Annotated in this window: 16 protein-coding genes; 3 read left to right on the forward strand and 13 right to left on the reverse strand. The window is 34.0% G+C overall.

The window, feature by feature from the left end; genetic code table 11:
• Positions 1 to 338: 338 nt before the first annotated feature.
• The 6 genes from MKY02_RS11830 to MKY02_RS11855 all read right to left on the reverse strand — a co-directional run bounded on the left by MKY02_RS11830 (position 339) and on the right by MKY02_RS11855 (position 3,862).
• Positions 339 to 962, reverse strand: a complete 624-nt coding sequence (locus MKY02_RS11830; RefSeq protein ID WP_340709050.1) for an ABC-2 transporter permease — start codon at positions 960 to 962, stop codon at positions 339 to 341.
• Positions 963 to 971: 9 nt separating this feature from the next.
• Positions 972 to 1,592, reverse strand: coding sequence for an ABC-2 transporter permease (locus MKY02_RS11835; protein ID WP_076065075.1), 621 nt, complete (start codon positions 1,590 to 1,592; stop codon positions 972 to 974).
• Complete coding sequence (locus MKY02_RS11840; protein WP_340709051.1) at positions 1,589 to 2,437, reverse strand: ABC transporter ATP-binding protein; 849 nt, start codon at positions 2,435 to 2,437, stop codon at positions 1,589 to 1,591. The genes MKY02_RS11835 and MKY02_RS11840 overlap by 4 nt, the downstream gene beginning before the upstream one ends.
• Entirely contained in the window at positions 2,430 to 2,813 is a 384-nt protein-coding gene (locus MKY02_RS11845; RefSeq protein ID WP_038181317.1) for a GntR family transcriptional regulator, read from the reverse strand. The genes MKY02_RS11840 and MKY02_RS11845 overlap by 8 nt, the downstream gene beginning before the upstream one ends.
• Positions 2,814 to 3,352: 539 nt before the next feature.
• Positions 3,353 to 3,514 carry a terminase small subunit gene (locus tag MKY02_RS11850; protein ID WP_143691032.1) on the reverse strand — a complete coding sequence of 54 codons (162 nt, stop codon included), beginning with the start codon at positions 3,512 to 3,514 and terminating at the stop codon, positions 3,353 to 3,355.
• Between the two features lie 45 nt (positions 3,515 to 3,559).
• Complete coding sequence (locus tag MKY02_RS11855) at positions 3,560 to 3,862, reverse strand: hypothetical protein (RefSeq protein ID WP_038181316.1); 303 nt, start codon at positions 3,860 to 3,862, stop codon at positions 3,560 to 3,562.
• A 244-nt stretch (positions 3,863 to 4,106) separates the two neighbouring features.
• Here MKY02_RS11855 and MKY02_RS11860 point away from each other — a divergent pair, with 244 nt between their 5' ends.
• Positions 4,107 to 4,382, forward strand: a complete 276-nt coding sequence (locus MKY02_RS11860; protein WP_235175687.1) for a hypothetical protein — start codon at positions 4,107 to 4,109, stop codon at positions 4,380 to 4,382.
• A 418-nt stretch (positions 4,383 to 4,800) separates the two neighbouring features.
• On the forward strand, positions 4,801 to 5,022 hold the full coding sequence (locus MKY02_RS11865; RefSeq protein ID WP_038181315.1) for a hypothetical protein: 222 nt from the start codon (positions 4,801 to 4,803) through the stop codon (positions 5,020 to 5,022).
• Between the two features lie 214 nt (positions 5,023 to 5,236).
• Here MKY02_RS11865 and MKY02_RS11870 read toward each other — a convergent pair whose 3' ends face one another.
• The 3 genes from MKY02_RS11870 to MKY02_RS11880 all read right to left on the reverse strand — a co-directional run bounded on the left by MKY02_RS11870 (position 5,237) and on the right by MKY02_RS11880 (position 7,085).
• A complete protein-coding gene (locus MKY02_RS11870) occupies positions 5,237 to 5,602 on the reverse strand; it encodes a hypothetical protein (protein WP_038181312.1) in 366 nt (121 codons plus the stop codon).
• On the reverse strand, positions 5,599 to 5,820 hold the full coding sequence (locus MKY02_RS11875; RefSeq protein ID WP_340711233.1) for a transcriptional regulator: 222 nt from the start codon (positions 5,818 to 5,820) through the stop codon (positions 5,599 to 5,601). The genes MKY02_RS11870 and MKY02_RS11875 overlap by 4 nt, the downstream gene beginning before the upstream one ends.
• A 437-nt stretch (positions 5,821 to 6,257) precedes the next feature.
• Positions 6,258 to 7,085: a DNA alkylation repair protein gene (locus MKY02_RS11880; protein WP_038181305.1), complete on the reverse strand. Its 828-nt coding sequence runs from the start codon at positions 7,083 to 7,085 to the stop codon at positions 6,258 to 6,260.
• Positions 7,086 to 7,372: 287 nt separating this feature from the next.
• Between MKY02_RS11880 and MKY02_RS11885 the strand changes: the two genes are divergently transcribed.
• Positions 7,373 to 7,906 carry a GNAT family N-acetyltransferase gene (locus MKY02_RS11885; protein ID WP_076065077.1) on the forward strand — a complete coding sequence of 178 codons (534 nt, stop codon included), beginning with the start codon at positions 7,373 to 7,375 and terminating at the stop codon, positions 7,904 to 7,906.
• A gap of 493 nt (positions 7,907 to 8,399) precedes the next feature.
• On the opposite strand, the gene MKY02_RS11890 is transcribed toward MKY02_RS11885, so the two are convergent.
• The 4 genes from MKY02_RS11890 to MKY02_RS11905 form a co-directional block, all read right to left on the reverse strand.
• The gene (locus MKY02_RS11890) at positions 8,400 to 8,738 is read right to left on the reverse strand and encodes a cupin domain-containing protein (protein ID WP_083669554.1); all 339 of its coding nucleotides are present in this window, start codon (positions 8,736 to 8,738) and stop codon (positions 8,400 to 8,402) included.
• A gap of 13 nt (positions 8,739 to 8,751) precedes the next feature.
• Complete coding sequence (locus MKY02_RS11895) at positions 8,752 to 9,585, reverse strand: ABC transporter permease (protein ID WP_076065078.1); 834 nt, start codon at positions 9,583 to 9,585, stop codon at positions 8,752 to 8,754.
• Positions 9,585 to 10,598 carry an ABC transporter permease gene (locus MKY02_RS11900; RefSeq protein WP_076065079.1) on the reverse strand — a complete coding sequence of 338 codons (1,014 nt, stop codon included), beginning with the start codon at positions 10,596 to 10,598 and terminating at the stop codon, positions 9,585 to 9,587. Before MKY02_RS11900 ends, MKY02_RS11895 begins: the two co-directional genes overlap by 1 nt.
• A 103-nt stretch (positions 10,599 to 10,701) precedes the next feature.
• A complete protein-coding gene (locus MKY02_RS11905) occupies positions 10,702 to 12,300 on the reverse strand; it encodes an ABC transporter substrate-binding protein (RefSeq protein WP_076065080.1) in 1,599 nt (532 codons plus the stop codon).
• Positions 12,301 to 12,329: the final 29 nt, after the last annotated feature.

The raw sequence follows: 12,329 nt of genomic DNA on the forward strand, positions 1-12,329 counted from the left end.
TAATGTTAATACAATATTATTCTAGAGCTATCAGCGTATTCATGCATATTAACAATACTTATTTTTCGTTTACCAAAACCATTAAAAAGACTGTTAAAAATTATATCTTGTACGTAATCATTATTGGGATTTCATGAGAATTGTAGATCATATTTATCGATTTTAGTTTGTAAAATATATTCTTTTTATTAAATACGACGATTTAATTTAGAACAGTAAGTCTTTATATTAAGGTTAGTTTTTTTAAACATTTCTATATATTAAAAGAGCATTCTCCTGTAATAGAAATGCCCTTTAATATTTCGTATTCTTATTCTCTTTTGACGAAAATTCTTTTATTATAAATCCTTTTCGTTATATTTATATACGCAAATTCTATAAGAAATATAAAACAGTAATAGTGCAATTACTGGTACAGTCAGAAAAACAAAAATGGATGGAACAGTTTCAGCTACAATTAGTAATAATAACAATGGTAATACAGAAGCACTAATTATCAATAGCACAATAATTAATATCCACTGTGCAAATTGAGTGCTTTTATTTATAACAACAGGCAGATAAAAAACAAATATAAATATAAACACACCATAACTTACTGAAGTTGCTGATATTAATAAAAATAGTGACAGCTCTTTTTCCATTAGATTGAGCAGAAACGCAATGCAAAATGTACTGATATGCGTAATTGTATTAATCCTAAAGGACATTACATAGCGAGATTTCACATACAGTTCTCTTGTAATTGGTAAAATGTTAGCGAATTGCTGCCAATTTGCTTTCTCATCAATTGCAAATGTATTTACTATAAAAAATAGCCCCATTAAAGGAGCACCAAATAATGATATTGCAAATGGCCCTTCACTGATTAATGCTATAGAAATTATTAATGTAAAAGATGCTACTATAAACCACCAATGAATCCTATTTATATACCAATCTCTCTGAAGTAATCCCCTCATTGGTACCCCCTAAAATTCCTTTTTCACATAAATTTGTACTGATAGTAGATAAGAAATAACCATAATTAATAACCCACCAATTGGCGCAAAATAGATAAAGGTTTCAATCGTTTTCATCGATGGTATCGTCCAATTAAAATAATCATCTACTAAAGGGTATATAAAAGTTGGAAGCAAGAAAATGGCGACTAAAATAATCCTCCCCATATCTGGTCCTAATTTAATAAACACAGGTAACACGATTGAAAATAGGATTATACATAATGTCAAGATCCCTAAAAGGATAAAACTCGCTGCCTTTTTATCGTTGAGTATTGAGTCCCCTCCAATAAAAAGTAGCGGTAGAGAGAAAACTAAGCCTATCCCTGTCAATATCAATGCTAAAACATATTTACTTAATATATGCTGGTGCATTTTCACTGGCATCGTGTTTGCAAATCTTCCCCAATTTGACATGTCATCGTAAGTGAAGGCAGTCATTACTTGCATCATAATGAAGACGATAAAAGTACTGAAAAAAGCTACATTTTGAAACGAATAACTTACGATTAACATTAAACAAAACAAGCCAAGCATTACTTTCATTTGCTTTTGTATGACCATCAAATCTTTTTGAATCAATGCCATCATTTTAGAGCCCCCCCTTTCACTGTAAATAACATAACCTCTTCAATTGTCGGTTTCTCAAGAGAGAAGATAGTATTTACTTCAGATCTCTTCACCAGCGCTTCGACACTATAGGCATTTCGACGAATACCTTTAATAGCGGTTGGTGGTATCGCTTTAAGCTCCTGATCATCTCCTCGGAAAATGGCATACTCTTCAAGTAAATAGTCCTTCTCTTCACTGAACTGAATTTTACCTTCATGGATAAATGTAATATAGTCTGCAATTTTCTCTAAGTCTGTAGTGATATGTGATGAAAATAAAATACTATGAGACTTATCTTGCATAAAGTCCTGGAAAAGTTCTAATATCTCATCACGTACAATCGGATCCAAACCGCTTGTAGGTTCATCTAATATTAAAAGTTTTGGATGATGCGCTAATGCTACGGCAATGGATAGCTTCATACGCATCCCGCGTGACAGCTCTTTCATTGTTTTCTTTAGCGGTACATGGAATTTTTCTAGTAGTTCAAAATAGTAACTGACATCCCAATTTTTATATAGTTTCTTCATAAAGTGATTTATCTTAGTTGGGTTTAACGGTTCCGGAAATAAAATATCATCAAAGACTACACCGATTTCTTCTTTTATTTCAATTTCGGCTTCCTCTAATTTTTTTCCGAATAACCGTATTTCTCCTGTATCGTTTTGCAATAAATTTAAGATACATTTAATAGTAGTTGTCTTACCTGCCCCATTCTCACCGATGAAACCCATAATGACACCTCTAGGTAATGTTAGTGAAACATCCTCGATTTGAAATTCTTTATATTTCTTCGATAGGCCTTTTACTTCAATGCTATTCATGAATATTCTCCTCCCCCAAGAAATTTAGGATCTCTATTAAATCTTGACGATCGATTCCTGCTGTTTTTGCAAGATCTAACGCTTTTTGCAAGTGCGACTCAATTTCTCGTTGATATTCTTCTAACATAAACTGACGATTACGTTCTGCTACAAAAGAACCTTTCCCTGGTACTGTTTCAATAAAACCGTCCTTCTCCAAATCGGAATATGCACGTTTCGTCGTCATGACACTAATCTTCAAATCCTTTGCTAACATTCTGATGGAAGGCAATGCTTCCCCTGACTTTAAATCCCCTTTTACCATCGCATTTTTCAATTGCAACGTAATTTGTTCATAAATCGGCTTGTCACTTGCATTACTTATGATTATTTTCATGGTCACACCGCCCTGATTTCTTAACTGTATATACACAGTATATACGGATGACAATTCATTGTCTATCATTGTGTAATAAAAACCCTATAACCATTGAGTTTTTCATTTATCTACTTCAACGTGATTCATTGTCTTATGATGAATTTGGGGACATTCGGGACTATTTTGGGGACCTATCTTGTAACACAATAAAACTATACGTCGGCAGGTGTTTTACATAATACATTAACTATATATATAGAAGAAACTCAATTAATTACGAATTAGTCATTCTATTTAAATGAAATATAAAAAGGACTATTTATCACTCTTTTCATCTTTATTGACGCTAACATCCAGTTTGTAAATTTAAAACTTTAAAACACCAACCATACAAGAAAATTTTTCAAAAAAAGAGCACCCCGAAGGATACTCTTTTATTCTTTATAGTTATGGTCTTATTGGGCAGTTACCTTTATTATTACTTTTCGTGTGGAGCAACTCCCCCTTCACCATCACCGCATTGAAGTTTATATACTACGTAAAGAGCTTCTCAACTTTTAAATCTTCAACCCACGATTATCTAACAAATCCATATGCTTCGTTAACAGGTCGAGTGCCTTTATTTTGTCAGCAAGTTTAATAGATATCCCATCACGTCCTTGCTTTGTTTCGGATTCCTTGTTAACTCTCTTTCCATAACACCATCTCGAATATATCATTGTGTCAGAGTAAAATAAAAAAGCACCCCTAAGGATGCTTCAGTTTTAGAAAGATTCGTTTTCTAGCCAAACACCATTTTCATCTGCTGGATCATAAGACGAAACTATTTGTAATTTTGCATTCATAATCGCTATTTTTTCAGAAGGAAAATTTGATAAAGATGCAATATATGATTCTGCTTGCTTACTGCCTTGATAGTAATGGCTGTTTACAAATTGAAAATGTCCATGAGCATCTTTAGTGATTCTTATTTTAATCTTCTGATCACCAATTTTAACGATAAATTGTCTAACAACTTCTTCGACACTCTCAAATGCTTCATCTTCTAAATAATCTATATCTAACATGATATTCGCCTCCCATACCAATTATAATTTGTAAAAGACTAAAAGTCTGTGATGTAAATCACAATGTTAATAAAAGAAACATTACATACGTGAATTTACTTAAACCTCACTTTGCTTCATGTTCAATAGCATTGTTTCAATAAATTCCTTAAATAGAAATTAAACACATCAACGATTCTTCATAAAAAAATACATGTAGCATAAAATAGTTATGACAAAACATTGATTACTGGAGGCTAACAGTTTGAAGGGAAATAATAAAAGCATAGGGCAAGATAATGGAAACCAATTATCACTTCAGGCCGCTGAGCTAGCCGTCGTTGCTGAAGTAATATCTACACTCGGTGACACAATATCCACTATTTCAGCAATACTTGCATTAGAGGCAGAACGACAAGAAATAAATAATGATAAAAAGGATAGAGAAGATAATAAAAATATGCAAAAACAGATTGATTATTTAACTTCTGAATTAGAAAAACTAAAGTATCAAGTTAATAAACAGAAACCTTATAGGTAGTAGTTTGACTAACTCCTCTGTGTAAAATTGAAATAGTCATTCTTTTCATTTTTATTCCATGGGCTTTGCAGTTGTTGTGCTCAACAATAGTATCTAAATTCTAGTATAAGTGAATTATAGCGGAACTTTTCCCCCGCATTCTTGTATGTTTTCGTTAACTTTCAGTTATTCTGCAACGCTTGTAGTTCACCCATACTAGTTTGAAATTTCTCAACCTCATCTTCTTCATTTGCTTTCTTTCACTTGCAAACAGACAGAATCGATTTCATTCTCAATTTATTTCTTCGACTTCAAAGGTCCGTTACATATAGTACATAGCTCCATAGCAAACCTCCAATGCATCCTTCTTATAAATCCTAAAACGTACAGGCACCTAGTAACTCAAAAAACATATACTGTGCTGAAAGGATTGATAATTATGCCTTGGCATTATAAAATTAGGTACTTAATAGGCCAACCAGTTGGAATCTCATTCACAAATGGTCAAGGGACTTCAGGTGTTTTGTGTGGTGTATCAGGCGGAAAACTTCTTGTTACTGAATACCTATATCAAGCACAATTCGCACTCAAACAATACGACCTCCACATGATCCAAGATATCAATGGATTTCCTTCATGTCATAACCAACAGTTATATTAATAAAGCATCCATTTAGGATGTTTTTTTGTTTATAATTAAACATAGTAGGGTATTGACGATAATCACCAAATAAACGAACATTCAATAAGTATTAGTTTGAAACTCTCTTTTACCACAGTAAAAAAGCACCCCGGAGGATGCCGAGTTTTACTGTGTAATTAGAGTTTTATCATACAGTTACCTTTATTATTACATTTCGGCAGAGTTAGGTAACTTAACTAAGTTGCTCTCTATATTCCAATCCAAGTCTTTTCTTTACTTCCTCATTTACTTGATTTCGTAAAGCTACTTTAGAGTAACGTAATTCCTTGTCATTTCCTCGAGTCTTAATAGTATAAGCGACGAAATATTCGTCAATTTCCTTTGTACCTTCCAATACCTTCATGCCATGCATACCCAATGTTCGGCTCACATCTCTTAGATCTCTCGTTAAATTTTTCAACTCTTGATCAATCCACGCTTTAAAAGCAAAATTTGTTTTTAACGAATCCATATGTTTTTTATCCCGCTCTAAAGTACGTAGTGTAAGTTCTAATATGATTGCATTATGAATATGAATTTGTGGGTCTTGATGAATCATACAACAACATTCTCTTTTCGAAATACTGAACTAGTAGCAAGAACATTTTCTATTATGAAAGTTCTTTTTGCATGTTTCACAAAGCAATAATCTTGGAAAATTCCATCGGTCATTTTAATGATTTTCACACGCCTTTTAGTTATCTTTCCACCTTTCGACATATAAATTGAATCAATAATTTGATTGCGCTGCATGGCTTTGATTAGCTGCTCTTTCACTATGTTCACTCCTTTTTTATCAGTATACAGAACATTTGTTCTTATTTCAAATAAAAAAATAACCAGTTAGCTTTTAATTGCTAACTGGCCAAACTATGTATTACTTTTCTACTGCAAATTATCCGCTCTATCTTTGCTAATTCCACTTTTGTATTGTTTCTTCTATCAGGTCACCTGCTTCTAAAAGAATTGAAAGGTGATTTTCATTTTTGATTATCTGACGGATTGGTAACAAGCTGTATTCACTTTTGGCAACTCTGTAAGATCTCTGAAAAAGAAAATGAATACTGTGCCAAATTAAATTGCTCCTAATTCTTATCAAGATTATTCTCGTCATCCTACCTGTTCGTTAACACATAAATATAAAAATTATATTATTCAAAAAGCTACAATATAATAATCAATTATAACATTTACTTTTGCATATGATTTTCAATTTAATTATCCTTCATTATTGTTCTCTTGGCTTTTTTAATAATTCTACTCGTCTCCCTAGTATCTGAATCTTTCTCCCACTTTTCGCACAGGTTTATTACCCATTCTGGTTGGGTTTTGCTAGCATCATTTAACCAGTTTCCAACAGAATCTTGAACATACTTAGACGAATCTGATTTGAGTAAATTAAGAATCGGTAGGGCTTGTTGAGGTTCTTGTTTTAGTGTTTCAATGTGCTTAGTCCATACACCACGTGGACGAATAGATTCTACTGAGAATCTGCGAATATTCTCATCATCACTTTTTGCCCATTCTTCTAACAAATTCACACTCATCTCTATATTTTCTGAAAGGTTTTCTCGAATAGACATCCAGGCAATTTCCCGAACACCAAAATGAGGATCTGCTGCGAATGGCTCAATATACTTCAATTTCCCTTCTAATGAGTCATTGGAATTTTTATTCATAAATGCTGCCCAACATCTTACACTATCTGACATATGAATGGAGCATTTCATTATGATTTCTTCCCTTTTTATTTCAACTTGCCCTGCCATTACTTTATCTAACAAAGCTCCTGTCATACGTATAGCTTTCATGCCAGAATGAGCTTCCTGCAGCTCTAATTCAGCTATGACAAATTCTACTTTATCCTCTAAACCAATCTCTGGCAAGATACTCTTTACTAATGAACTATGATTAATAGAAAGCCATTCCGTTAAATTTACACTCTCTATTTCACCTTGATTAAGTAATTCTAGAACTTCATTGGGGATTTCACTAGCTTTTCTAGCCCCTTTTCTGTTTAATATATCTTCACTAACAGTCATTAAACACCCTCCTTATAATCAAAACACGACCGAATTATACCTTAAATATATAAATTAGGTAATTTTCTATTCATTAATACTATTGTAAACTAAACTATTCAAAAAAATCTTATCAACACACTTCATAATTTGGAAATATTTAAATAAATAGAATATTGTAGTAAAATGATATAGATTATTATTAATTTTTTAAAATAATACATATTAAATGTAACAGGTGAAGTATTAAGCTAACACGATTAAACATTCACTTAAATAAAACGAGAATTAGAGAAAGGTGGAAAATGATGATATATCATAAAGATAATAGTGTTCTTATTCGCTCCATGATAAAAAGTGATGTAGGAAATTTTGTAACTGCGTTTGCTGAGCAAAATTGGGAGAAAGCATCTGAGTTATTTCATAACTATTTCAATCAGCAGGAGAAGAATGAAAGGGCTGTAATAATTGCTGAAGTAAACAATGCAGTTGCTGGATACGTTACATTACTTCCGAATACTGAAGTTGGTCCTTTTTCATCTAAAAACATACCGGAAATCGTCGACCTAAATGTACTTATTAAATTTCAGAATAAAGGTATAGGCAATAAAATGATGGATGTAGCAGAGAGACTTGCCAAGGAGAAAAGTAACTTTGTTTCACTAGCGGTTGGATTGCATTACGGATATGGTTCAGCTCAACGAATGTATGTAAAACGAGGGTATATTCCTGATGGTTCCGGCGTTTGGTATAAGGGGGAACAATTAGAACAATATGCAAAATGTGAAAATGATGATGATTTAGTACTATATTTCCTCAAAGATTTTAAAACGAAAGATTAATGACTAGATTTAATACATGATTATTTCACTGAGAAATCATGAAAAGGACCTTTATAATACCATCTGATCATTTCTATTACTACTAAATAACTGCACCATCAGGAAATGTAGAACAAGGCACTAATTCAATAAATGTTTTCTCTTTTTGTTTAACTTTAAAAGCTTCTGCATAAGCTCTTGCCTAAGATGGTTTTTCAGCCAATATAGCAATTTCCCCCATTTGACTCATCACATCTTTTTTAATATTTTTTAGCGATTTACAAAAACATAAAACTCAACTAATCTAATTAGTTGAGTTTATTATGAAATACATATTTATTATTTTACTTTAAACGATTTAAAATATCACTTTCTAAAATTCTTGTATCAGTAGCGCCTTTTAAATATTTTAAATCACCTCTAGCAAGCCAATCTATTTCTCAAGATTCATTAAAATTTGAGGAATTTGTTGCATATCTTATTGGACCAATTTTGAATAAGAAAGCGCCAATTATTATTCAGCTTTTTTCACCATAAAGCAAACGAGCATACATGGTTCACTGCTATTATTAACGCACCAGTGCTCTTCGCCAGCGGGGATTAGTGTTGCATCTCCAGCCTTTTCCACACTGTATTCACCATTACAATATGTTTCTATTTCTCCACTGAAAATATAAGAATACTCATCTTCATTATGACAGCTCATGCCTACAGTAGGAATTCGTTCGCCAGGTGTTAGAGAAATAACACTCATGCTCACTTCTTGAAAATTCCCCTGTTTTGTAAAAAGTTTCTTCATTTCATAATTTGGCATGCCAATGGGCTCGACTTGATTAATATTAATTTTTCTCATTTCATTTTACCACCTATTCTTTTTGGAGTTTTGGATCCAGGAAGTCTCGTAGACCATCCCCTACGAAGTTAGCACCTATAGAAATTGAGAAAATTGCTAGCCCTGGGAAGGTAGATACCCACCAATTTTGAATAACCTTTGCCCCATCTGATACCATTGAACCCCACTCAGGTGTAGGGGGCTGTGTTCCTAGTCCAAGGAAGCTTAATCCAGAAAACATCAAGATTGCATTCCCCAGGTCAAGTGTTGCCATAACCAATAATGGACCAAAGCTATTCGGTAAAATTTCTAAAAATAGAACTCGAATATGCGAAGCACCCATCACGCGAGAAGCAGTAACATACTCACTTTCTTTTAAGGAGATAACCATTGAACGCATTAATCTTGCATAATTTGGCCACCATATAATGGACATTGCAATTACTGAGTTTATGATACTTGGACCAAGTGCTGCTGCGATTACCATCGCTAAAATTAGTGGTGGAAATGCCATAATAAGCTCTGAGAAACGCATCATTACTTCGTCCACTTTCCCGCCTTTATATCCTGCTATTCCCCCAAAGAAAATACCAAAAGAAAAGGCAATTATCACAGTAATAATACCTGCTGATAAAGAAATTCTAGAGCCATACATAACACGTGAGAATACATCACGCCCCAACTCATCGGTACCAAAGAAATGTGAAAAGCTTGGTGGCTGATATCGAATGGACAAATCTTGTGCAGTTGTACTATGTGTAGCGATTAATGGTACAAAAATGACAACGAAAATCCAAAATGCACAAATGAATAATCCCAGTTTAAAAAGAAATCCTTTTTGAGAGATAAAAGAGCTAAATTTTCTCATTATTTATACCTCACCCTCGGATCAATAATCCCATAAAGGATATCAATTAGTAGATTAATAACAACATAAATAAAAGCAATTAATAATGAGACGCCGCATATAGCTGGGAAATCGAGTGAAACGGCAGATAGGTAGGCATATTGTCCAATTCCTGGCCAAGCAAAAATATTCTCAACTAGCACCATTCCACCTAGTAAATTACAAAATCCTATTCCAGCTACTGTAATGACCGGTATCATTGCATTGGAAATCGCATGTTGAACGATAATCGCAGATTCCTTCAAACCCTTAGAACGAGCTGTACGTATATAATCCATTGACAACACTTCAAGTAAATTAGATCTTGTTTGACGAGCAATTAATCCCATAGTAAAGAATCCTAACACCGTTCCTGGTAGAATCAAGTGCATAGCCACATCACCGAATAATTGAAAATTCCCACTAATAAGTGAATCTAATAGAAGTAATCCTGTTCCCCCTTCAGGAGTTGTTGCTCGTGCATCAATTCGTCCAGGTCCAGGAGTAATGCCTAAAACTGAAGAAAAAATATTGAGCATGATTAAAGCAAACCAAAAGCTTGGTATAGATACCCCACTAATAGAAACAGTACGAATGATATGATCAATAGCCTTATTTCTGAAAATGGCAGAGATTGTTCCAAATAGAATACCTAATACTAAGGCAATCACCATCGCTACTATCGATAATTCCAATGTTGCTGGGAAGAACTGCATTAAATCATCAAACACAGGTCTACCTGTTCGTATTGATGTACCCAAATCACCAGCCAATAAGTGTTGGAAGTACAGAAGTAATTGACTAAAAAGCGACTGATCTAGTCCCCACGTCTCTTTAAAAGCAGCAACAATTTCAGGATTATTCAAGGCACTTTGGCTCAAATTCGCAGCAACCGGATCACTTGGCACTAAATGCGAAAGAATAAAAACGAAAAGTGCCACACCAAATAATAAGAAAAGCAGAAACAATAGACGCCTAGCAATAAATCTAAGCAATTTGAATCACACTCCCAACTAAAATACAGCTTCCTAGTAAATTCCAATAAATAGCTACAGTAGATAGTTACCTACCTACGAATAGCTGCTTGATCGTAAAAAATTATTTTGAAAGCTTTAATTCATTTAATCGTAATTTATAAAGGTCGTTATAAGTAACACCTTCAAGTTTGGTACCTATAGCAAATGATTTAGGGTGCTGTACTAAGAATGCATATGGACTATTCTCAGCAATTATTTCCTGCATTTTCCCAGAAATTTCTGCACGTTTTGTATCATCAATTTCCACTTTCGCTTGTTCAGATAAACTTACTAATTCAGCATTAGCTGAGGGTTCCCAGTTCGCACGTTTCCCTACAATATCGCCTGGAATAAATGCTAATTGGTTGCTTAGATCATAGTAGTCAGGTGACCAGTGCATAACTAGGAATGGCGTTTTCCCGTTTCTATAGTCTTCGATAACAACCCCAACATCTCCAGTTTGAATTTCCACATTAATATTAATTTTCGCAAGATCTTCTTTTACTTTTTCAGCAATTGTTACCCATGAAAGTCCTTCTGAATCGTAATTAGCAGCTGTTAGTGGTACTGTAAAACCATTTTCATACCCTGCCTGTTTCATCAAATCCTTTGCCTTTTTTAAATTTTGATAATTATCTGCTCTAGATTTTGCACCAACAAAACCATCTTGAACAAATGACATTGGTAATAGTGCGCCATCGCCTGCTAATTGCTGGAAGCCTTCATAGTCAAGTGCGTAACGAACAGCTTGCTGAACAAGTGGATCCGCCATTTCTTTTCCTATTTCAGTACTATTATTCATTAGTAAGAATGAAATTGTTGAAGTTGGTGAAGATACAACCTTCGAATTTCCACCCTCTTTGATATTTTTCACTTGGTCAGGTCCAACGCTTAACGCTACGTCAATTTCACCTTTTTCAAGTGCTTGAATTTGTGTATTTGGATCCGGAATTTCTTTGATGATAATCTTACTCGCATTCACAGTACCCTTATAATACGGATTCTTTTCAAGAACCATCTCTGTATTTGGAGTCCACTTCTTCAATACATATGGACCGCTGCCTGCTGATGTCCCATCAAGGTGAGTAGTAGCTGTATCAGTTGTACTTGCATCTTCTGCATCTGATCCACCTTGTTCCTTCACAACTTTGCTATCTACAATTGCAAAGGCATTACTTGTAAGTTTTGAAATAAATGATGCATCCTTTTCCTTAAGATTGACGACAACAGTCTTGTCATCTGGCGCTTCCACTTTGGCAACTCCTTCTGCAAGGGCAGAAGCATTATCTTTTAAATTTATTGTACGATTAAAACTAAATACAACATCCTCTGCAGTTACAGCATTACCACTTGAAAATTTACGACCCTCGTCTAGCTTAAATGTATACGCAAGTCCAGATTCGTCTACCGTATATTCTTTTGCAAGGGCTGGCTTTGGTGTAAGTTCTGACCCTTCCAACGTGTATAAATTCTCATATGTTGCATAGAAATAGAGATTCCCAAACACTTCATAAGCACGAGCTGGATCCAAGGTTTTCCAGTCGGAAGCAACCCCGATAACGATTGTATCCGTGTTAGATGTGCCTCCAGACTCATTTGTTTTTTCTTCATCATTGCTACAGGCGAAAAGTGATAGAACCAATACCAATAAGATAGACAGTAAAGAAATTTTTTTCATCATCTACGTTCTCCTTTTATAAAAAATTTTAT

This window comes from Viridibacillus sp. FSL R5-0888 (assembly GCF_038009105.1).
Taxonomy (GTDB): Bacteria; Bacillota; Bacilli; order Bacillales_A; family Planococcaceae; genus Viridibacillus; species Viridibacillus arenosi.